The sequence below is a fragment of the Methanosarcina mazei S-6 genome, assembly GCF_000970205.1.
Classification (GTDB): Archaea; Halobacteriota; Methanosarcinia; order Methanosarcinales; family Methanosarcinaceae; genus Methanosarcina; species Methanosarcina mazei.
The window spans coordinates 118,587-138,949 of record NZ_CP009512.1 but is presented as its reverse complement, the minus strand read 5'-3'; the positions used below and the strand labels follow the sequence as shown (position 1 = coordinate 138,949).

Annotated in this window: 22 protein-coding genes; 15 read left to right on the top strand and 7 right to left on the bottom strand. The window is 40.2% G+C overall.

Features of this window, described 5'->3' with window-relative positions; translation table 11 throughout:
* Positions 1-43: 43 nt before the first annotated feature.
* From MSMAS_RS00615 to dapB, 6 genes are all read left to right on the top strand, one after another.
* Complete coding sequence (locus MSMAS_RS00615; protein ID WP_048046259.1) at positions 44-901, top strand: YbbR-like domain-containing protein; 858 nt, start codon at positions 44-46, stop codon at positions 899-901.
* Between the two features lie 115 nt (positions 902-1,016).
* Positions 1,017-1,781 carry a heparan-alpha-glucosaminide N-acetyltransferase gene (locus MSMAS_RS00610; protein WP_011033146.1) on the top strand — a complete coding sequence of 255 codons (765 nt, stop codon included), beginning with the start codon at positions 1,017-1,019 and terminating at the stop codon, positions 1,779-1,781.
* Positions 1,782-2,241: 460 nt separating this feature from the next.
* Entirely contained in the window at positions 2,242-2,583 is a 342-nt protein-coding gene (locus tag MSMAS_RS00605; protein ID WP_011033148.1) for a hypothetical protein, read from the top strand.
* A gap of 346 nt (positions 2,584-2,929) precedes the next feature.
* Positions 2,930-3,124, top strand: a complete 195-nt coding sequence (locus tag MSMAS_RS00600) for a 30S ribosomal protein S17e (protein WP_011033149.1) — start codon at positions 2,930-2,932, stop codon at positions 3,122-3,124.
* A gap of 53 nt (positions 3,125-3,177) precedes the next feature.
* Positions 3,178-4,053 carry a 4-hydroxy-tetrahydrodipicolinate synthase gene (gene dapA, locus MSMAS_RS00595; RefSeq protein ID WP_048046258.1) on the top strand — a complete coding sequence of 292 codons (876 nt, stop codon included), beginning with the start codon at positions 3,178-3,180 and terminating at the stop codon, positions 4,051-4,053.
* Entirely contained in the window at positions 4,050-4,841 is a 792-nt protein-coding gene (dapB, locus tag MSMAS_RS00590; protein ID WP_011033151.1) for a 4-hydroxy-tetrahydrodipicolinate reductase, read from the top strand. The genes dapA and dapB overlap by 4 nt, the downstream gene beginning before the upstream one ends.
* A gap of 327 nt (positions 4,842-5,168) precedes the next feature.
* Here dapB and MSMAS_RS00585 read toward each other — a convergent pair whose 3' ends face one another.
* The gene (locus MSMAS_RS00585; protein WP_152688653.1) at positions 5,169-5,561 is read right to left on the bottom strand and encodes a hypothetical protein; all 393 of its coding nucleotides are present in this window, start codon (positions 5,559-5,561) and stop codon (positions 5,169-5,171) included.
* 710 nt (positions 5,562-6,271) lie between these two features.
* On the opposite strand from MSMAS_RS00585, the gene MSMAS_RS00580 reads away from it, so the two are divergent.
* The 7 genes from MSMAS_RS00580 to MSMAS_RS00550 are packed head-to-tail and all read left to right on the top strand — an operon-like array spanning position 6,272 to position 10,689.
* Positions 6,272-6,727 carry a hypothetical protein gene (locus MSMAS_RS00580; RefSeq protein ID WP_011033153.1) on the top strand — a complete coding sequence of 152 codons (456 nt, stop codon included), beginning with the start codon at positions 6,272-6,274 and terminating at the stop codon, positions 6,725-6,727.
* Between the two features lie 35 nt (positions 6,728-6,762).
* The gene (locus MSMAS_RS00575; RefSeq protein ID WP_011033154.1) at positions 6,763-7,482 is read left to right on the top strand and encodes a DUF1673 domain-containing protein; all 720 of its coding nucleotides are present in this window, start codon (positions 6,763-6,765) and stop codon (positions 7,480-7,482) included.
* Positions 7,479-8,096 (top strand): DUF1673 domain-containing protein, encoded by a 618-nt coding sequence (locus tag MSMAS_RS00570; protein WP_011033155.1) that lies wholly within the window; start codon positions 7,479-7,481, stop codon positions 8,094-8,096. The genes MSMAS_RS00575 and MSMAS_RS00570 overlap by 4 nt, the downstream gene beginning before the upstream one ends.
* Positions 8,097-8,723 carry a DUF1673 domain-containing protein gene (locus MSMAS_RS00565; RefSeq protein WP_011033156.1) on the top strand — a complete coding sequence of 209 codons (627 nt, stop codon included), beginning with the start codon at positions 8,097-8,099 and terminating at the stop codon, positions 8,721-8,723.
* Positions 8,720-9,352, top strand: coding sequence for a DUF1673 family protein (locus tag MSMAS_RS00560; protein WP_011033157.1), 633 nt, complete (start codon positions 8,720-8,722; stop codon positions 9,350-9,352). Before MSMAS_RS00565 ends, MSMAS_RS00560 begins: the two co-directional genes overlap by 4 nt.
* The gene (locus tag MSMAS_RS00555) at positions 9,349-9,969 is read left to right on the top strand and encodes a DUF1673 domain-containing protein (protein ID WP_011033158.1); all 621 of its coding nucleotides are present in this window, start codon (positions 9,349-9,351) and stop codon (positions 9,967-9,969) included. Before MSMAS_RS00560 ends, MSMAS_RS00555 begins: the two co-directional genes overlap by 4 nt.
* A complete protein-coding gene (locus MSMAS_RS00550; RefSeq protein WP_011033159.1) occupies positions 9,970-10,689 on the top strand; it encodes a DUF1673 family protein in 720 nt (239 codons plus the stop codon). It abuts the gene before it with no gap.
* Between the two features lie 105 nt (positions 10,690-10,794).
* Here MSMAS_RS00550 and MSMAS_RS00545 read toward each other — a convergent pair whose 3' ends face one another.
* From MSMAS_RS00545 to MSMAS_RS00530, 4 genes are all read right to left on the bottom strand, one after another.
* A complete protein-coding gene (locus MSMAS_RS00545; RefSeq protein WP_011033160.1) occupies positions 10,795-11,265 on the bottom strand; it encodes a DUF5788 family protein in 471 nt (156 codons plus the stop codon).
* Between the two features lie 287 nt (positions 11,266-11,552).
* A complete protein-coding gene (pyrI, locus tag MSMAS_RS00540; protein WP_011033161.1) occupies positions 11,553-12,023 on the bottom strand; it encodes an aspartate carbamoyltransferase regulatory subunit in 471 nt (156 codons plus the stop codon).
* The gene (gene pyrB / locus MSMAS_RS00535) at positions 12,020-12,946 is read right to left on the bottom strand and encodes an aspartate carbamoyltransferase (protein WP_048042521.1); all 927 of its coding nucleotides are present in this window, start codon (positions 12,944-12,946) and stop codon (positions 12,020-12,022) included. The genes pyrI and pyrB overlap by 4 nt, the downstream gene beginning before the upstream one ends.
* Positions 12,947-13,049: 103 nt before the next feature.
* Positions 13,050-13,529, bottom strand: a complete 480-nt coding sequence (locus MSMAS_RS00530) for a DUF5788 family protein (protein ID WP_011033163.1) — start codon at positions 13,527-13,529, stop codon at positions 13,050-13,052.
* Positions 13,530-13,971: 442 nt separating this feature from the next.
* Here MSMAS_RS00530 and hxlA point away from each other — a divergent pair, with 442 nt between their 5' ends.
* Positions 13,972-15,201, top strand: a complete 1,230-nt coding sequence (hxlA, locus tag MSMAS_RS00525; RefSeq protein ID WP_011033164.1) for a 3-hexulose-6-phosphate synthase — start codon at positions 13,972-13,974, stop codon at positions 15,199-15,201.
* Positions 15,202-15,338: 137 nt separating this feature from the next.
* Here the strand turns inward: hxlA and MSMAS_RS18485 are convergent, their stop codons facing one another.
* Positions 15,339-15,497 (bottom strand): hypothetical protein, encoded by a 159-nt coding sequence (locus tag MSMAS_RS18485; protein WP_155395316.1) that lies wholly within the window; start codon positions 15,495-15,497, stop codon positions 15,339-15,341.
* A 295-nt stretch (positions 15,498-15,792) separates the two neighbouring features.
* Here MSMAS_RS18485 and MSMAS_RS00520 point away from each other — a divergent pair, with 295 nt between their 5' ends.
* Positions 15,793-16,263: a hypothetical protein gene (locus tag MSMAS_RS00520; RefSeq protein WP_011033165.1), complete on the top strand. Its 471-nt coding sequence runs from the start codon at positions 15,793-15,795 to the stop codon at positions 16,261-16,263.
* Between the two features lie 15 nt (positions 16,264-16,278).
* Here MSMAS_RS00520 and recQ read toward each other — a convergent pair whose 3' ends face one another.
* Entirely contained in the window at positions 16,279-18,909 is a 2,631-nt protein-coding gene (gene recQ, locus MSMAS_RS00515; protein ID WP_052716894.1) for a DNA helicase RecQ, read from the bottom strand.
* Positions 18,910-20,363 lie beyond the last annotated feature (1,454 nt).

Sequence of the window (20,363 nt, the reverse complement as noted above, 5' to 3'; positions counted from 1 at the left end):
CAAATTAAACAAACTGGCGAAGGTTAAACCGGGGAGGGAATTTATGGGATCCGAGCTGCTCAAATTGAACAGGACTGGATTAAAGCTCCTTTTCTGCTTATTAATCACACTTTCTCTCTTTTTCGGGTGTCTGACTCATTCTGCAAATGCTGAGATAGTAGAGTGGGGAGTAACCCCTGAAAACCCGGAGAAAGGGGATACAATAATAATCAGCGGACTTGCCTCACCTGAAGAAGAGGTGGGAGTTTCAATTTCTTTTGAAAAGACAATTCCAGTTTACCTTGGAGAGTACACTTACGAGTTAGAAAACATCGAGGTTCTCAATTTTAATAATCTCTTAACTATAAGGACAGAAGGAGTAGAGAGCCTTAAAGTAAAAATGAAAATGGTTCTCTCAAAAACAGAAGCTACCCGGGCGGAAGATGGGACCGCTACCGTGTCCTTTTCCGGGGTATCTCCTGGAAAGTATAAGATAAGGGTAGAAGGCGCGGCAGAAGAAGGAGCCTCGGGTGTTAACCTGAAGGTTACATCAGTCCAGAAATTGAAAGCTGGAAAAGACGGAAAATTCAATTATATATACAGAACGGAGTCGGTTCCTTCAGGCAAGCTTGAGGTCAGAGTGGGAAATTCGGAAAGGGAAATCATACTTGATGCAAAAGAAAAAACCTCTGAACCTGTGAACGTGGAAAATGAGGAAAAACGCAGCATTTACCTGGCTGAAAGTTCATGGGACGAAGATAATTCTGAGGCTGCAATTGCAGGAGAAGTCCCTTCAAAAGGGCTTGAAAAAGAGCAAAAAAATCAGGGACATTACAACAACCAGGCCTCCAATTTCTTTTATCTGCTTGCCGGAGCCCTGGCAGGATTCGGATGTTTACAGGTAATTAAAAGAAAAAAGTAAAAATATTTTTATCCCCTGCTGCCCCTGTGCCCCGCAGATTATATAAAACACTGCTTTCTTTAAAGGAAAGCAAAATGTTTTATTAACAGGATTCAGGCAGTTTGGAGAAAGATCTATGGAAAAGCGTTCAGGCCGCTTCTGGGAAATTGATTGTCTGCGGGGCTTAGCCATAATATTGATGCTCGCATATCACTTTCTTTACGACCTGGATTTTTTTGGGCTTGCCGATATAGAATTAAGGTCCGGTACTTTTTTTTATACAGGAAGAGGTGCAGCTTTTCTTTTCATCCTGATATCGGGAACTGCCCTTTCCATAAGCCGGTCAAGAGCTCTCCGGAGCAGGTCTTCAGGAAAGCCTGCTGAGAATTTTACCAGATACCTTGAAAGAGGGTTAAGGCTATTTTCGATGGGACTTGTAATCACAGTAATTACCTGGATTTTTTTCCCAGGGCAGTATATTCTGTTTGGGATCCTGCATTTTTTCGGACTATCGGCGGTGCTTGCCTACCCTTTTTTGAAGTACGGAAAAGAAAACCTGTTCTTCGGTCTGCTTTTTGTTCTTGCAGGGTTCTATCTCAAAGACAGGACTTTCGGTTTTTCCGCTCTTCTCTGGCTGGGCTTAAGGCCCGAAGGTTTTGTAACCCTGGATTATTTCCCTGTATTTCCCTGGTTTGGAGTACTCCTCACAGGGATTTTCCTTGGGAACTCCCTGTATAAAAACGGGAGCAGGCAGTTTAAAGTGCCTGACGCCGACAAGTTCCTGCTTCAGAAGCCCTTTTCCTGGATCGGAAAACATTCCCTATCAATATACTTTATTCACCAGCCGGTTTTCCTCGGGATTCTGCTCCTCAGCGGGATTCTTGATCCTGGAATGCTGTGAAATTTTCCAGATAAAACCAGATCTTTTAGAACCGGTAATAAAAGATTTTAGAACTTTTCTCGGGGTTAAAAAACACAGTTTATCGTCTTTTTGATGAAAAGAGGAGTAATAGAAAAACCAGACCTGCTGGTTTTATATATTATCTGGGATACCTGATTTTAAAAATATTATCCGAAAATTAAATATTATATATATGCATTCCTGTTCACTATTAATTCATACTTAATTCATACGCTGAGAATAATACTCGCTGGCAATATCCGGCAATACATTCGCCAGTACCACAATTATTCGCATGCAATATCACAGCTATATTGCGTATCAAGAAATCATATAATAATCCCAACCCTGCACCTGCTCTTTAAACCTGTTATCCTGATTTATCCGATTATAGAGAAATATTCTGGAAAATAGGCATTTAAAGTAGCAGGAAATGCAAAACCAAAAATTGGAGAAAAGAATGTACCTGGAAATTGCAATGCTTGCCTATTTTGTAGTCTTATTCCTGACAATCCGGGATATCCGGATTTTTAAAAGGACAGGCTATATTTCTTACAGGAAAGGTGCCCTGAAAGGGCTTGCAGCTTCTTCCCTGATTCTTATAGGGGCGATTAGCATTGAAGCAAAACCAGAAATTGGTCTGCTTATTGTATTATTAGGACTTTATATCAACCGTAAAGGAGTAAGAGAGCCTGTTTTCACAAATGCCGGAACTCTTGACCGTTTTCTTGGGAAAACTGATTACAGGAGGGCTAATAGGTTAAGGAAAAATGGTCAGAAGGCAGCTCCTGATAGAAAATAAAGATAAAATAAAGATAAAATGAAGCAGCCAGTACCGAAGAAAGAAAGGTTAAGATGGATAAAAAGAGAAAAAAATATCTGGAGAAAAGGCAGGAGCCTTCCCAAAAATATTTTTTTCACCCCAAAACTTATAAATCTCAAGTTACCTATTAGTCGACAAAATCAGTATAGTCAAATTTTTGTATTCAGTTTCCGCTAAACCATTAATAGGAGATAGAAGAAACCCATATTATGGAACTGCTTCTTTTTCCGGCTTCACATTAATCAGAATCATATGGAAAATGGTTGGAAAAACCACAAAAACTTGAATAACTGGAATAAAAAACAAAAATCCAAGAGGAGATACGATGGGAAATATAAGAGAGACAAACATCAAAAGAACTGCATTCAGCCTGATTGAAAATTACGGAGAAGTTTTTACAAAGGACTTTGAGACTAACAAAGCTCTTGTGACAAAGTATACAACCATTGAGAGCAAAATAATAAGAAACAGGGTTGCAGGCTACGTCACAAGAAAAGTTGCACGTATGAAAGTCTACTGATCGTACTGGATAGATAAAGAACTAATTTCCGGGAAACAGGCAGGGATATCTATATGTTTGAAGGAGCAATGCCTGCCCTGATCACTCCTTTTACGAAAGATGACAGGATTGACAGGGAAGGCTTACAGAGGAACATAGCGTTTGTTGAAGAGGGAGGGGTTTCAGGAATAGTGCCCTGTGGCACAACCGGAGAATCGGCAACCCTTTCTGCAGCAGAGCATGAAGAAGTAATAGACATTGCAGTTGAGTGCTCAAAAGTTCCTGTAATTGCAGGAACAGGTTCAAACAATACGGGTGAAGCACTCCAGTTCACAAAACACGCCGCAGATGCGGGTGTTGACGGTGTACTTCTTATTTCTCCTTATTATAATAAGCCAAATCCTGCAGGTCTTCTTGCCCATTTTAAGAAGATTGCAGAGGCAGTAGATATCCCCATGATCCTCTACAATGTCCCTTCCAAGACAGGGCAGGATATGCCTGTAGACGTGATTGTCGAGCTTGCAAAGGTAGAAAACATCGTGGGTATCAAGGAAGCCAGCGGGAACGCAGCAAAAGTTTCTCAGATCCTTGAGAACACTATGGATGACGACTTTGTAGTTCTCTCAGGCGAGGACGGGCTAACTCTTCCGATCATTTCAATGGGAGGCAGAGGAGTCATTTCAGTTGCTGCAAACATTGTGCCTGATAAAATGTCAGGAATGGTAAATGCAGCCCTCAAAGGAGATTACGAAACTGCAAGAAAGCTGCATTTCGAGATAGCCCCGCTGATCCGTGCCCTTTTCCTTGAGACAAACCCGATTCCTGTGAAGAAAGCTGCAGAACTTGTCGGGCTTGCAAGCGGACACCTGAGGCTTCCACTGGCTCCCATCAGCGATGCCAACCAGGCAAAGCTTGCCAACGAACTCAGAAAACTGGGGGTAATGGAATGATCAATGCAGCAGTACTCGGAGCTTGTGGCAGGATGGGCTCCTTAATTATAGAAAACATCACCTGTTCCACGGATATGCAGCTTGTAGCTGCATTTGACATAGGGAATATAGGAAAGGATGCAGGGGAATTTGCTCATGTAGGAAACCTGGGAATCCAGATTTCAGATGTCAAAGACCTGGAGACAGTCCTGAAAAAGACCCAGGCTGATGTACTTATAGATTTTACTGCAGCAGGCGCAACTATTGTAAACGCTCCGATCGCAGCAGGATGCGGTGTAAACCTTATAATAGGGACAACCGGCATTACTTCGGAACAGCGAGCAGTAATTGAGGAAGCTATCCGGAAAAACCAGGTACGTGCAGTCATATCCCCAAACTATTCCGTAGGCGTTAACGTCTTTTTCAAGATAGTCAGGGAAGCTGCAAAGTATCTTGCAGATTACGATATTGAAATCATCGAAGCTCACCACAACCAGAAGAAAGATGCCCCAAGCGGGACCGCTCTTCGCGCAGCTGATGTAATTAGCGAGGCTCTGGGCGGCAAAGAGTACGTATACGGAAGAGAAGGAATCGCTCCCCGCGGAAAAGAAATAGGCATCCACGCAGTGCGCGGCGGAGATATCACCGGAGACCACACCGTCCTCTTCGTAGGAAATTCCGAAAGGGTAGAGATTCATCATATGGCTCACTCCCGCCAGATCTTTGCCAAAGGCGCAGTCCGTGCAGCCGAATGGATCTGCGGACAGGAACCGGGAATTTATTCCATGGATGATGTGCTCGGGCTGTAAAGGCCGGATTTAAAAATAATTAATTGTAAGCAGGCTGACCTCTGAAATTATTCAGGTCAGCATTTTTTCTTAACTTTATCACTATTTTTTACACAATTTTATCAATGTTTTTTTGCACATTTTTTTACTGTTTTTCTATTCATATTTTTTTCACTGTTTTTCTATCCATATTTTATTCACTGTTTTTCTATCCGTATTTTATTCACTGTTTTTCTATCCGTATTTTTTCTATCAAAGTTTTATTCCTTTATTCATCTGAATTTTTTCGGGCGTTGGAGAGTCCTTAAAAACATGCTTATATTTGCTGAAACAAACCTGAAATGGACCTTAGACGGTCATTTCTCCTACTAGAAGAGGTTGACCTTCCTCATAATCAGAGTATAGTTCTACGTGAACTGTGTTCCAGGGCTGAATGTTCGTACTATGTGTTTCCTTAAAACTGTTATCAAGTGTAAATTCGAATGTATAACCCTCACCTTCAAACTCTGGAACAAGGAACCTGAAAGGTTTGGCATAATAGATTTCCTCTCCTGCTGAAAGTTCGTATGTTTTATCGAGTATGGAATTATTTTTTAAGTCGCAGACTTCTACTCTGAGCTCGTGAACTCCGACATCGTGGTTTCGGACGTAGAAAAGAGGAGTAGGAGGCCCGACCAGGATATAGGGAACAACTACAAACAGCGATACAAGTATCAGTACCATAAGGGAAATCCAGAGCATTAGACTTCTTCGAAAGCTTCTCATAAAATTCAGCCTTATTGTTCAGTCTCATATCAAATTTGAATCAAAAGAAAAATCATAAATGTTATTTATATAGAAATCTTCTTCCTCCATTCAAAGAAACTTATCAATAACTGATACCCTGAGGACATCTCTGTAAACAGGGACAGGGACTATTATATTTCAACTGCCTCGCAGGTCTTTTTTTCCGGTCTCTGACCCCATTTGTCTCTGAAACCCTTATCAAGTCAACTTAAGAGGGGATTCAGATTATATTCAAAAGTATTCAAGCCCAGACTGAGCTTTTCTGCAATTTCACCTGTTGACATGTTCGGTTTTCAGAAGCTGGAGGATTTGTATTGAAGTCGCACTGGAGAGAGCCTGCACCAGTTTTCTGAAGTCTTCAGAAAGAAACATAATTTCTAAATTTCCATTCAGAATTGTCTTCTTTCCATATAGAATGCCTCATTTAATTCCAAGATTGTATATTTTGCACCTAAATATATCATATATTTATATATTATCCGATTAATAATCTTACTTTAAAATCAAGTATAGTCTTTTCCAATATATATTTTATGGCCAGATCATCAAACAATCATGTAAAATACTACAAATTTTCTACCAGAGAGAAAAAAATCTTCAAAGAAAAAGCTCAAAAAGTCAAGGAGGTAGAAAGCTATAAATAGTCAACATAGAGATGTTTACTTATGTTCCTTCCGGAAGGTGAAAAACAGTTTGAATTCTGGGTCCTGCGCCGAAACGGGCTCCCGAACATCAATATTGCAAAGCAGTTCGGGATCTCAAGGCAGGCAATCTCAAGAGCACTCCTCAGTATGGATAAGCGCATTGAAGAAACTCTACTTGAGATGGCCAGGGCAAACAGGATAGAAGTAGAAAAGCTGGACCCAAAGAAAGGAATTCTATTCGGCAGATCGATCCCTTTCAAAACCAGCGCAATAATCTTTGTCTCGGCAAAACACGGGTTACAGGTCTGGTATGAACACGAAGGAGAATGCGGTTCCTGTGATCGATACAGGGAATGTATCGAACTCCTTTGGGACTTTGCAGAAGAAATGCAGCTCAAACTTAAGAGTTCGGAAGATCCCACAAAGATTGCGGATGAATTGTTTGGAAAATTGAAAGAATTGGTGGAAAAGGCCTGACTTAAGGCAGGTAAAAATTGGGGATTGGGTAAACGATGGATGTATTCACAAAGAGTATAAGGAAACTGATGGGATGGTGTCCGAATACAAAAACACTTGAAACCAGGCATTCCATCTGCCCTGAATATTTGGAAGCTGATAACCAATCCAGGGGAAGAGATGCCGGAAATACTCCTATTTTACCTTCTGGCTGGTGGAACAAACGCCGTAACAGGTCATTAATATTTTCCTCCGTGCTCACAATCTTTTCCATATATTGGGTTGCATTCCAGGGAGAATCTCTCAAAAATGAAGCTTTTATACACGGGTTAATTTTCGGAATTATTTGTAACCTGCTCTTTTGTATCTGGAACTGGAGTTATCTGGACGACATAAAGAACTCAAGCAGAAAAATAAAAATTATAACTGTATCGTCGAAATGGAGAGTTATAAATCTAATACTATCCCTGGGGTCACTGTATCTCTTATTTTCAGAATTTAACTGGGGATTCGTTTTATTTTTAATCTCTGCTTTTTGTTTGATAGCTTTGCTGTACTACTTTAATTTTAATTCAGCTCCTCTGGTATTTCTTCTTTACTTCGGTTCATTCAACATGGCAGTTATGGCATTTATACTTGGCACTTGTTTGACAGCCTTTCTGTATTACCTTACGGATGTATACTGGGAGAAGAAAAATCATATGAAAATTTATATAATATTTGAAAATAGCCTCGAAAAGATATATGCTATTGGGGAAAAGGAGGGGAAACTGTGAACCTTAATACTGAATACATTAAAAAACTGATGGGATGGTGCCCTAACACAAAAACAAATGAAGCAAGACGACATTTTAACATTGAGAGCTTTGATTCCAATGTTCCTGACAGAGAAAAGGGAGAAAACGAAGATCTGAAACCCCCTGAATGGTTCCGAAAAACGCGTATCCAAACCCTTTTAATTAACACATTCTTCACATTTGCTTATTTTCTTGTAATCAATCAACTGGGAATAAATCTAACTCTGGGTGTAAATTTCATCCATTTACTTGTCGGACTTTTCATTGTCCTGTTTATAGTTATATTTGACTGGAAAAAACAAATGCGAAGATATGATGCTCTGGTGAAATGTCCGGTAGTTGACTATTCAGATAAGAAAATAATGTATTACATACTTGGATACTTATTTTTGATTTTGATATATCTTCTTTATATTAAAGGATATGAACCTTCACTACAGGCAATATTTTCATTTGCGGGTGGTTTAATTGTAGGAATGTGGCTTAGCTATTTACAGCTAATATACTGGGAAAAAAAGAACCATAAAACAATCTATTTCAACAAAAGTTACGGGACATGGAAGAAATCATACATTATTCAGGGGGAAAAATAAATGCCCGTTAAAATTTTTGTTTTTGATCAGATCAAAAAACTGATGGGATGGTGCCCGAACGCAAAAAAACTTGAAGCCGTAAATCAAAATAGCTTTTCTAATTTTGAAGCATATGACCAATCGGGAAAAGAAAAATCAAACGTTTCGAAGGCTTCAGACAAGCATTCCAGACTTGATATCCAGCTCTTCCTGTTTCCATTTTTCTTTACTCCTATTTATATAAACCTATTCCAAAAAGATATAAATACGGAAGCTTTCCTTCTTGGCCTTTCACTTTCTTTACCGATCTACTTGCTTGGCTGGAAAAAGCAGATGCATCAATACAATGCCGTGAAAGAAAAACCTGTTATTTCTCCTTCCTTTAGAAAGACATTAGCTTGTGTCGTCTTATTTCTATTCTTGGGTATTACTTTGCTTCTGGTTTTCTTGCCTTATATCTCACCTTATTTTTATCTTCTTAACGATCAGACACTGAACTCTTTTGTTTTGGGAACTCTGATTTTAATATGGGGTTTCTATTTCCAGCTAATTTACTGGGAGAGGAAGAACCATATGAAAATATATATAAAAAGAGAAAATGCACAGCAAAAGCTGTATGTCCTTGAGGAAAAGGGGGGAGAACTATGATCCGGGAAGCCAGATACATAAAAAAATTGGTGGGCTGGTGTCCCTATGCAAAAACCACCGGATTGGACTCCCGGACTGGTCCCGCTAATTTTGAAGCATATGATCAGTCTGGAGGAGAAAAAGCCGGTGGGCCTGAAGTTCTCAGCCGATTCTCCAGGCTCTTTTCCAGGTATGATGTCAGAATTCTTCTACCAACACTATTCTTTACTTTTTATCTCATAATTTTGTTATCTCAAAAGGGTATAAACTCAGAGGCTTTCCTTCTGGGCCTTTCACTTTCTTTACTTACCTATTTGCTCGGCTGGAAAAAGCAGATGAATAAGTACGATGCTCTGACAAAAAAACCTGCTGTTGTCTCTTCCTTTAAAAAAACATTCATCTGGGTTCTCTCAGTCATAATTTTGGGCTTAATTTTGTTTATGGTTTTACTGTCTCATTTATCTCATATGCTCCATTTTCCTAACGCTCAGTCAATGTATTCTTTTATTGCAGGGGCTTGGATACTGATGTGGGGAAGTTATCTTCAGCTAATTTACTGGGAGAAGGAAAACCATATGAAAATTTATATAAAAAGTGAGAAGGGATTCCAGAAGATGTATGCACTTGGAGAAAAGGAGAGGGAACTGTGAACCTGAATATTGAATACATTAAAAAACTTATGGGCTGGTGCCCGAATGCCAGAGCATCTGAAGCCAGACGAAATGTTAGCTGTGAGAATTTTGATTCTGATGTTCCGGAAAGAGCAGGGGGAGAAAACGGAGGTCTGAAAAATACAGGATGGTTCCGGAAGTCGAGTAGCAGAATTCTCTTAGTTGATTCTTTTCTTACACTTACATATCTCCTGGTAATGATCCAATTGGGCGTAAATGTAGTGACTTTACTCGCTGGATTTTTCATTTCCTTAACTTTTTTCATTTTTGGCTGGAAGAAGCAGATGCAAAGGTACGATACTCTCGCACAAAAACTCGTTCTTGATGATTCCAACAAGAAAAACCTGTATAAAAAACTTTTTCGAATAATAACTCTGATCTTCTATGCCACACTTTTTTACTGGATTTTTGCAGGAGATTTGGAAAGAAATTTTCTCATGAAAGGAACCCTTTCTTTCTTTGCAGGCGGACTCGCCTTCATGTGGCTTGGCTATCTTCAGATACTATACTGGGAAAGGAAGAATCACAAAACGATCTATTTTGATAAAAAGTATGGAAAGTGGAAAAATTCGTATATCATTCGGGAGAGAAAATAAATGCCCGTTAAAACTTTTGTTTTTGATCAGATCCAAAAACTGATGGGCTGGTGCCCGGCTTGCAGGAAAATGACATTGCAAACGGAACAGCCTTGTAACTTTATAAATACAGCCCAGATCTCCGGAAAAACAGGAAATATCCCGGAGTTCCGAACGTCAAATATAATTTTTCCTGCAAATACAACTCTGGTTTTTGTACTTTTTTATATATGTATCAGCCTGCTTCTGAGATATCCGGAAGACATTTCACTCTTCCTTGCAGGTCTCTTCCTGCTTAACATCTTTTACTACTTTCTATATCTCAAAACTCTCGAGGCAGCAGTTCTGGTAGACAGATTCGGGGTACACATGCATGCCTTCAGACTGAAGAAATTTGAGATTCCTTTTGAAGAGATTGAAAGCATGAAGTTATGCAGGCTTGAAAAGCGTTCAAAGAAAATGTCCCTGCTTCTAGTAATTGGAGGAATTGCCCTCTGTGGATTCTTTGTTTACATCGCTGTTGCAGAGGGAGAATGGAAGCCACTTCTGCTACTGGTCTCAATAATTCCCCTCCTTCTGCTTGTGGAGATGAAACAAAAAATGCGGTTCTGGAATCTGAATACGCAGCTATATATTAAAACCAGACACAAAAAATTGTATGAATGGACTCCTTACTATTCTTTGATCACGGATGAAGCCTCGGCTGAAGAGCTTAAGTCATTTATTGAAAGGCATTTGTGAAGGGGTATGAGATGGTATTTAGTAAATATATTAGAAAATTTATGGGCTGTTACTGGAGAAGATGTTTCCCCTGGAAATTCACATTGAATACAGAAAAAAAACTAATCATTTCAAGCTTTTAATAAGTTCCTGCCAGCGCTTTTCATCTACAAGCTTCTGGGTGTTGAGCATACGCTTGAATTCGGAGGCTCCCTTTTCTCCGATTTTTCCTTCAAGCCTGTCCTTAAGGTCCATTGCTGCCCGCAAAATCCCGGTTGCTTCTTCACAGAGAGCTTCTGCTTCTGCCACTGTGAGTTCTTCTGTTTCGAGCAGTTCTTCATTGACTTTTGCCTTTTCTTGAAGTTTAGGGATAAGAGCCCTGATTTCGGCGATTTCATCCGGACTGAGCAGATCTATTTCTCCAAGTTCCTCAATCATATCGCGCAGCATGTACTCCTCATTATCTATCTCTACAATTTCAGGGATTTTCTTTCCTGCCCAGGCAAAGTCACTCCTGAGTCTCCAGAGGAGTTTGTTACGTTCCTGATAACTTAGATATTCTGTTTCTTTTTCGTTTGTGTTATTCCCGTCTTTCATGATCTCTTTCCCTCAAATCCAGACTTATTTATGGTTTATTACCCCGATCTCATATTCTTTTCGATTCTGTCCCGAAAAAAGCTTCAATCTGGATTTAAAGAATGGGCAGATATTATAAAGAAGTAAAAATAAAGAGTTGAAACAATAAAGAGTTGAGACAATAAAAAGTTGAGACGAAACCGCTACTTATCTGCAAATTAGATGCTTGCAAATTAGATACAGAAAAGTGCTGAGAATATTTGCTTTTTTGAAATTCAGCACTCTTTTTTCTTTTAGCTGATAAAAAATCATAGTAAATTTTCTGCAATCTCTTCGGAAATTACGTGCTCGCAGTACAGGCAGTGAAGAGAAACTCCTTCTTCTTCAGACTGTATTACCGAGAATTTAGATTTTATAGGTTCGCTGCTGTTTGATATACAGCTTGAATTCGTACAGCGGACCACACCTTCCACGTAAGACGGGAGCACGACGTTATTTTTCTGAACCACCACGAAATCCCTTATAATATTGATTGTAGCTTTAGGAGAGATAAGGGCTATCCTGTTAAGTTCCTCAACACTGAGTTCTTTGCCCTCAATCTTGACAACGTCTTTTTTTCCTCCTGCTCCGGGAGCGTTCATCACAAAACTGATAGTCGCCCGAAAAGCACTTGAGATTCCCAGAATGCGCAGGACGTTCAAAGCTTGTCCAGACTTTATGTGATCGATCACAGTTCCACTCTCGATTGCCTGGACTTTTAAATCTCTTTTTTCCTTCATTCAATCACCCCTATTGTCAGAGCGAGTAAAGCCATCCTGATAGGAACTCCATAAAAAGCCTGCTCAAAATAACGGGCATGGGGAGTATCATCAACATCAGGAGATATTTCATTTACCCTTGGAAGAGGGTGAAGGATTTTAAGTTCGGGATCTGCGGATTTTAAGAGATCTCCCGTAATTTTTAACTTATTCTTAACCTTTTCGTATTCTTGAGGGTCAGGAAAACGCTCCCTCTGAACTCTTGTCATGTAAAGAACTTCAATATCTCCTATTATTTCCTCAAGGCACTCGCTTTCCTTTACGCGGATATTTTTCTTCCGAAGTTCTCGGACAATTTCCCGGGGCATCCTGAGTTCCGGAGGTGAAACAAAAGTCATTTCTGCCCCATACAGGGAAAGGGCATAGCAGAGGGAATGTACTGTTCTCCCATATTTCAGGTCTCCTGCCATGGCAATTTTCAAGCCTTCAAGATGGCTTTCTCGGCGGATGGTATAGAGGTCAAGAAAAGTCTGGGTAGGATGGTGGACAGAACCATCTCCCCCATTGATCACAGGGACAGCTGCAAATTCCGTAGCCATTCTTGCTGACCCGTCAAGAGGGTGACGCAGCACAATCAGGTCTGCATATTTGCTGATCACGCGGATAGTATCAGCAAGATTTTCCCCCTTCATAACAGAACTTGCCTCAACCGAACCCAGACTCAGGACCTGCCCCCCCAGCCTCCGGGTGGCAACCTCAAAAGAGAGTCGTGTTCTTGTACTTGGTTCAAAAAAAAGAAGAGAAATGATTTTTCCGTCAAGAAGCCTGGACCTTTCTTCCCCCCTGGCTACAGGTTCGAGTTTTTCTGCAATGTCCAGAATATAATCGATTTCTTCCCGTGAAAAATCTTTCATGGAGATGACGTGCCGGTTCTTGAATAACATCAATTTTTCATAAATGGTGCACAGGGATATAATCTTTGCTCTGAAAATTTCCCATGGAATACTGCAGCAATTAATCCCTGATTAGACTCGGTGCTGCGCGGTTTTACTTTGATACATTTCTGAGGAATTCAAGCCAGAGCTTGGCATCCTTAACTCTCTGTTCATTAAACTTTTCCTGAAAACGTCTTGTGCTCTCTTTAAATTCACCACTTTCAATTTCTTTAAGGTCTGTTATTGCGCGCAACAAACCTGCAGTCTCATGATACAGGGATTTTGCCTCTTCCTCTGTGAGAGGTTTCTCTTCCAATTTCTTTTCATTCTCTTTCTCTTTCACTGAAATAATATCGATGCATTTGTTTATCCGGGACTTTTCGCCTTCAGTAAGCTTCTCTTTCTGAATCAGTTCCCACACATAGTTATGGAGCGGGTGCCTCTTTCCCTTGAACTCCACATAATCCGGGATATATTGTCCTACCCAGAAGAGGCGGCAGTGTAGAGCAGACAGAAACTGTTTACGTTCCGCGTCCGTGATATATTTTTGAGACAAGTTTTCATTCTCTTTTGGTTTGAGGCTCTTTTCCATACTATCCTCAGGACTAATGGTTCTCCCAAATCAAAAATTTTTGTGTCAACCTTTTAACGTCAGACTTTCGATTTCAAAGATGAAACTTCGAAAACAAAAGATTTCGAAAAATGAAACTCAGAATGAAAAGTAACATAATGAAGAACTCATATACTGAAAAATCTGCATCAGCAAATGAATAGAATAGAAAGAATCAAAAAGAATAATAAATGTCGAGTAAAAATTAAGAGTAAAGTAGAAATTAAGAGTAAAGTAGATTTGATCGAGTAAAAATTAAGAGTAAAGCATATTTAAGCATATTTGTGCACAAATTCAATTAAAAAATAGAAGGGAAACCGATATAAAAATTAATTTTTCACATTTTTTTCAGTTTCCCGATAGAGGTGATACTATCGTTCCCATAATTCAGGTTGCACTTGATCTTCTGGAACTTGACCGCTCAGTGGAGATTGCAAAGGAAGCAGTCGCAGGAGGAGCGGACTGGATAGAAATAGGAACCCCCCTGATCAAGAGCGAGGGCATGAATGCAATCCGCACCATGAGAAAAGCTTTTCCGGACAGGACAATTCTAGCTGACATGAAGACTGTGGACACAGGAGCCATGGAGGTGGAGATGGCGGCAAAAGCCGGTGCAGATGTGGCTATTGTTCTCGGTAGTGCTGATGATTCCACAATCCTTGATGCACTCCGATCAGCCCACAAATATGGAGTCAGGCTGATGGCAGACCTGATCTCGGCTCCTGATCCTGTAAAAAGAGCAGTTGAACTCGAAGCTCTTGGGGTGGACTATATTAACGTTCACGTAGGCATAGACCAGCAAATGATTGGAAAGGACCCGGTATCCATTTTAATGGAAATTTCAGAAAAAGTGGGTGTGCAGCTTGCAGTAGCCGGAGGTCTTGATTCCGAAAGTGCAGCTCAGGCGGTCAGGGCAGGAGCCAGGATTGTAATAGTGGGAGGAAATATAACCCGTTCTGACAATGTAACCGAAGCCGCAAAAAAAATAAGAAAGAGTGTTGACTCTCCTGAGTCTGTAGATATCAGGGACAGGGGAACCGTAGACCAGGAGATAAGGGAGATCTTTAAGGAAGTCTCTACCTCGAATATATCGGACGCAATGCACAGAAAAGGAGCGATGAAAGGTATCCATCCCCTGGTAAGAGGGAAAATGGTAGGACCTGCGGTTACAGTTCAGTGTTTCCCGGGGGACTGGGCAAAGACAGTAGAAGCCATCGATCTCGCAAAACCTGGAGATGTAATAGTAATCTATAATGAAAGCAAGGATATTGCATGCTGGGGAGGGCTTGCAACCCTGAGCAGCCTGAACAAAGGAATTGCAGGCGTGGTAATTGAAGGGGCTGTAAGAGATATTGATGAAGTGGAGAACCTCGGGCTTCCGATTTATACAAGCAATACCGTGCCAAATGCCGGAGACCCAAAGGGATTTGGAGAAATCAACGCTGAAATCACCTGTGGAAGCCAGGCTGTAAAGCCAGGAGATTATATAATCGGTGACGAAAGCGGAGTTGTAGTCGTCCCTAAGGAACGCGCCTACGAACTGGCAAGAAGAGCAAAAGAAGTCAACAAAGAAGAAAAGAGGCTTTTCGATGAAATTCGGAGAGGTGGAACCCTTTCAGAGATTCTGAAACTCAAAAAGTGGGAAAAAATTTGAGAAAAGCAAAATTCTCTGAAGAATTTTTGAAATTGTAAAAACAAATACAAATACAAATAGAAGTAGAAATAGAAGTAGAAATAGAAGCAGAAATAAAAACCGGGAGTAAAAACAGAAATAAAAAACAAAAAATTTATTTAAACCTGCTTTTCTGGAACAGGGTTTTTAAAGGCTCTGATGCAAAAGCCTTTATAGTAGAGATTCTTTTCCCGGTTAACCCTGCTCTGGAGTTTCACGGTTATGATTCTTTTCCAGCGGAAATGCAATCTACAGGATTCATTACAATCATTTGGCATGAAAGTACCTCCAAATAACTTCAATTTTTGTGCCTCCTATTCAAAGAATAACATATACATTTTTTGAGAAAACTTTTCTTTTGCTGTTGTTTTTAAGAGTTGCTGCTAAAATATTCTACAATTTACCCATTCTACAATTTACCCATAAGACTTTCAAAAAATTATTTTATTCATTTTTTGCATAAATATAGATTAAAATTCCCGAGACATATAAAACTTTTTTATACATGAAATGACATAACAATGTTAATAAATTAATAAAGATTTCAAATAATTTTCAGGGGATGAATCTACTTTGGGGTCAGGACTTTTAAAAGAGTTTATAAACAAATCTTTAAATAAATTTATATATGACGAGAAAGCCGTAGACCGTGTTGTGGTCATTGCCCTCGCGATGATGTGCATAGGACTTCTTGCCCTCATGGGAGGAGGTGTACTCCTCGGAGGAAGTACTGAAAGAGCCCTGAAATCAGGAACTTTCACACAGCTCGATGTTGAAATACTTGATTCAAAGAGCCTCAAAATAGAACATATGGGAGGAGACCCTATCAAGCTTGGAGAAAACGCAAACGTATATCTTCAGCATGATGGTATTGAGTATGAAATTACCCCTGAACCCCCTGTCACTCTTGAAGTTGCAAATAATATGAAACTGTCCCTGCCGGAAGGAGTAGAACTGAAAGACGGAGATTCGGCTATAATTACAATAAAAAACGATAGGAGAAACAAAATTATTTACAGAAAAGAGCTTCTTGAGGACTCTTAAAACCGAAGAAAGAATTCAGATTGGATAAAGAATTTTTGACATAAGAAGAGCTCTTATGAGATTCAGTTCCTCTTCCTGGCAGCCTTCACCCATTTTCGCCCTTATCAGGGCATCGATTTCAATTTCCAGCTCTTCCATTAATGACTTGACCTGCTCCTGCCTTTCAGAAGGCACAAGCCTTTCAATTTTTCTGACCTTACCGGCAAGCACCAATTTTTCAAATTGCCTGTAAACGTTTTTTATACTTAACCCTTCAATTTCTGCAATTTCTCCGATATCAAGACCTTTTTCATAAAGAGCATAAGTCTTTTCAAGAGACGAATTTTCAAAAATATCCATGTCAGTAGAATTGATTTCAGAGTTCTCAATCTCGAAAGTATCCTTTTCAAAAGAACCTATTTCAAGAAAACTTGAATCAGGAGAATCAGGTTTAGAAGAGTCTGTTTCAGACCAGTCCTGAATGCTCATATCCAGATACTTTACTCTTTTTACTGGTGATCTGCGTGTTTCGGAAGATTTTTTGGGAGGGGCATAGGAGAATGGAGTTTCTAAACTTTTCTCTTTACCGGCTTCAGAAGAGGAAATATCATTTCCCTGGGCTTCAATTTCGAGCCCTGAAACTGATGTTTCATATAATGGGCTCTTTAAATCTCCCTTCTCTTTTTCGAGATCAGTAAAGCAGTCTCCGGAAAGGTTAACTTTCCCTGAAGGTGTCAGGCCATAGTCTCTACAGTAATCACCGATCTCTTTAAGAAATTCATCCCCATATTTCCGGAGCTTATGGTCTCCTACTCCTGTAATTGAATGAAACTCATCAGAAGTAAGAGGGAACTTTGCAGCCATCTCTTTGAGGCTTGTGTCAGAAAATATAATATAAGGAGGGAGGTTTTTGTTTAAAGCGATCTTCTTTCTGAGGGCTTTTAATCTCTCAAAAAGAATAGGGTCATGCTCTGTTCCAGATTTTGGAAATGTTCCGGACTTCGGTATTTTAAGAGGAGGAGCAACTGAATCCTCCCGGGCGGGAATTTGTTTATCGTTCTCACTTTTTTCCTGAATTTTGCCTGCAGGTGCTGGAAGCGTGAAACTCTCTTCAGCTCCGGGTATAAAACCGTCAGGACAGACAAGTTCAACTTTTTCCAAACCGTTCAAAATTTTCCTGCTCATAGCGTTAAGTTTCAGGACAGGGTATTGAGCTCCGTGGACTTCCAGAAGCCCGGTATTCAGAATTTCGGAAGCAAGCGACCTCCATTGCTCCTTTGTAAATTCCCTGCCGCTGCCGTGGGATTTCAGCTTTTCATGGCGGTTCTGCCTGATCTTTTTATTTTTTGAGCCCGTGAGAACATCAATAACGTAATTCGTACCAAAACGCTGGTTCAAGTCCTGGATACAGGAAATCAGTTTTCTGGCAGCTTCAGTTCCATCAAAAGTATTTTTAGGCCTGAGGCAGGTATCGCAATTGCCGCATGGTGTTGAAAGTTCTTCACCGAAATATTCCATTAGAGTCTGCCGCCTGCATTTATTACCTTCGCAATAAGCTACCATCTGCCTTAACTGTACAAGGGAAATATCCTTTTCTTTCTCGTTTGTTTTCTGAGCTATGAAGTATTCTATTTTAAAGCGGTCTCCTCTGCTAAAGAAAAGGATACACTCGCATGGGCTGCCGTCCCTGCCCCCACGCCCCGTTTCCTGGTAATAACTTTCAAGGTTTCTCGGAAGATCGTAATGAATTACAAACCTGACATTGGACTTATTGATACCCATCCCGAAGGCAATAGTAGCCACTATTATGTCCACATCGTCTCTTATGAACATTTCTTGGTTCCGGGAACGCTCAGAATCCGAAAGCCCGGCATGATAGGGGAGAGCCCTGAACCCGGCAAGGTTCAGTTTTCTTGTAAGGGTTTCTACATTGTTCCGGCTCTGGCAGTAAATAATTCCGGCTTCTCCCCTGTGTCTGAGTAGATAGTCGGTTATCTCTGAAAAGGTGTCTTTCTTTGGCCTGACCTCGTAGTAAAGGTTGCTCCGGTTAAAGCTGGCAACGTAAGGACCTTTTTCCGGATCGATATTAAGCCCGAGCTGGGACACTATATCTTTTTTGACCCTCTCGGTAGCTGTAGCCGTAAGTGCAATAACAGGCACATCAGGAAAACCGTTCTTTGGGTCCCTCAAGAGTTTCAATTTTCTGTACTCGGGCCGGAAGTCATGTCCCCATTCCGAAATACAGTGAGCCTCATCAATTGCAAAAAGACTTACCTTGCCTTTCTTCAGAAAAGCGAAAGTCCCGGGCATCATAAGCCTCTCTGGAGCAATATAGAGTACCTTCAATCTGTTTTCCAGAAAAGCGTTTTTAACATCCCGGTTTTCTCTGGGGCTCTGGGTGCTGTTCATGCAGGCCGCAGCAATCCCGTTTGCTTCAAGCCCGTCCACCTGGTCTTTCATAAGGGAAATCAGGGGAGAAACTACAACAGTAACTCCGTCCAGAAGCAGGGAAGGCAACTGGTAGCATATGGATTTGCCTCCTCCTGTGGGCATCAGCACAAACACGTCTTTCCGGTCCAGAACATCTCTGATAATTTCTTCCTGAAGGGGTCTGAAAGCAGTATATCCGAAGTACTGGCGGAGAACAGAATGCATTCTAGAAGACATTAACACTCTGGCCTCGAGTTCATTTTTACTGTCCTCCAATACTCCTTGATCAGCACCCATATTTTATTCCTTAACCTTCAGAATTCGTACTAGTAGAAAAGACTCCGAAATAGTTTCCGCAGCCGCTTTGCCTCTAAAAAGGACCGTTACCTCTAAAAAGGATTTTTATCTCTAAAAAGGATTTCACAAAATCGATTTACATCACTTTCTCAGTAATATAATTATTTGTGGATCCATAATGCTGTGATGTTTCGGATTCATCTTATTTAACTTGCAGGTATGCGGGGTGAAAGTATTATGTATTCAGTGTCATGTATTCAGCGTCCAGTATATTCCAGCTTTTCTCAAAGAGTTAAAAATGAACCTCTTTTAAAAACTGGTGAGATTACTGAGGTTAGAACCCCGAGTTATTTTAATGAAGTGATTGAAAGCAGTACATTAGAAAGAAATTTAAACAATGATGACGTTTAACTTCATTAATAAATAAATTATGTGCGGAGAATAGCTTCAAATTAGAAAACTCGTCACTGTGAATACAGTACTGTAGATATATTAAAAAATTCCCTGAACACATAGCTCCCGTTCCAGTACCTTGAAATTTAAAGTCCACTGGAAAGTAAAACCAAGTAACGATGATGGTACCTGTTCTTCATGAGCTGATAGGACTCGGAAGAAAAGGTGAGGCCGCTAACGCGGAAAAGCAAATGTGGAAGTAAAGAATGGGGGGAATGGACCGGCTATATAGCCTCTGAAAAGGCATCCTAAGCGCCTGGGAAGTAGTGCCTGGCAGGAGGCTAGAGGAGGGGGAAGAAATATGGCCGCACATGTCAATCTTTACTTCCACCGTTTGCAACAATCTTATTTTAATCGTGCATTTAATTTAAGTATTTATCAAAAATATCAGAAAAATCAATATTCAATAACATTTTTTTACAATCAATATTCAATATCATTTCTTTATCCAGGTTTCCAGACCCTCTGTTCTTAATTCGAAATGTACTCATATATAAATACAAGAATAAATACTCAGAAACATGGATATTTTGCATGACATGGAAAACTATAGTTTAAATTTTATATTATACTGCAACTTTTTCTGATACTCAGATGAATCTGAGAATACATCAAACAGACCAAAAAGCTCAGGGTTTACCCTGGAAAAGTTCTGGAACTCATCAAAGTAAAATACCAGTTTTTCCTGAATATGTTTTTCCTGAATATTAATAATTAGCGAAAAAAGTCATCCCTGAAATCCAATCTTGGCATAAATCCAATCTTGGCATGACTCCCAGAACTTCCTCCATCGAATCCTCAAAGTCCCGGAGAAAAAGCTTTTCCGATTTATACAGACTATCAAGGATTGAAGCTCCTGTACTTTATTAAAGCAATTACATAATTCCCTAACTATACCTTTAAATATCAAAAACCCCATGCACAGACTCATATATCACATA

What these genes read in the sequence shown, in the direction of transcription:
- MSMAS_RS00615 (WP_048046259.1), top strand. Translation starts at nt 44, where the DNA reads ATGGGATCCGAGCTGCTCAAATTGAACAGGACTGGATTAAAGCTCCTT.
- MSMAS_RS00610 (WP_011033146.1), top strand. Translation starts at nt 1,017, where the DNA reads ATGGAAAAGCGTTCAGGCCGCTTCTGGGAAATTGATTGTCTGCGGGGC.
- MSMAS_RS00605 (WP_011033148.1), top strand. Translation starts at nt 2,242, where the DNA reads ATGTACCTGGAAATTGCAATGCTTGCCTATTTTGTAGTCTTATTCCTG.
- MSMAS_RS00600 (WP_011033149.1), top strand. Translation starts at nt 2,930, where the DNA reads ATGGGAAATATAAGAGAGACAAACATCAAAAGAACTGCATTCAGCCTG.
- dapA (WP_048046258.1), top strand. Translation starts at nt 3,178, where the DNA reads ATGTTTGAAGGAGCAATGCCTGCCCTGATCACTCCTTTTACGAAAGAT.
- dapB (WP_011033151.1), top strand. Translation starts at nt 4,050, where the DNA reads ATGATCAATGCAGCAGTACTCGGAGCTTGTGGCAGGATGGGCTCCTTA.
- MSMAS_RS00585 (WP_152688653.1), bottom strand. Translation starts at nt 5,561, where the DNA reads ATGCTCTGGATTTCCCTTATGGTACTGATACTTGTATCGCTGTTTGTA.
- MSMAS_RS00580 (WP_011033153.1), top strand. Translation starts at nt 6,272, where the DNA reads ATGTTCCTTCCGGAAGGTGAAAAACAGTTTGAATTCTGGGTCCTGCGC.
- MSMAS_RS00575 (WP_011033154.1), top strand. Translation starts at nt 6,763, where the DNA reads ATGGATGTATTCACAAAGAGTATAAGGAAACTGATGGGATGGTGTCCG.
- MSMAS_RS00565 (WP_011033156.1), top strand. Translation starts at nt 8,097, where the DNA reads ATGCCCGTTAAAATTTTTGTTTTTGATCAGATCAAAAAACTGATGGGA.
- MSMAS_RS00560 (WP_011033157.1), top strand. Translation starts at nt 8,720, where the DNA reads ATGATCCGGGAAGCCAGATACATAAAAAAATTGGTGGGCTGGTGTCCC.
- MSMAS_RS00550 (WP_011033159.1), top strand. Translation starts at nt 9,970, where the DNA reads ATGCCCGTTAAAACTTTTGTTTTTGATCAGATCCAAAAACTGATGGGC.
- MSMAS_RS00545 (WP_011033160.1), bottom strand. Translation starts at nt 11,265, where the DNA reads ATGAAAGACGGGAATAACACAAACGAAAAAGAAACAGAATATCTAAGT.
- pyrI (WP_011033161.1), bottom strand. Translation starts at nt 12,023, where the DNA reads ATGAAGGAAAAAAGAGATTTAAAAGTCCAGGCAATCGAGAGTGGAACT.
- pyrB (WP_048042521.1), bottom strand. Translation starts at nt 12,946, where the DNA reads ATGTTATTCAAGAACCGGCACGTCATCTCCATGAAAGATTTTTCACGG.
- MSMAS_RS00530 (WP_011033163.1), bottom strand. Translation starts at nt 13,529, where the DNA reads ATGGAAAAGAGCCTCAAACCAAAAGAGAATGAAAACTTGTCTCAAAAA.
- MSMAS_RS18485 (WP_155395316.1), bottom strand. Translation starts at nt 15,497, where the DNA reads ATGCCAAATGATTGTAATGAATCCTGTAGATTGCATTTCCGCTGGAAA.
- recQ (WP_052716894.1), bottom strand. Translation starts at nt 18,909, where the DNA reads ATGTCTTCTAGAATGCATTCTGTTCTCCGCCAGTACTTCGGATATACT.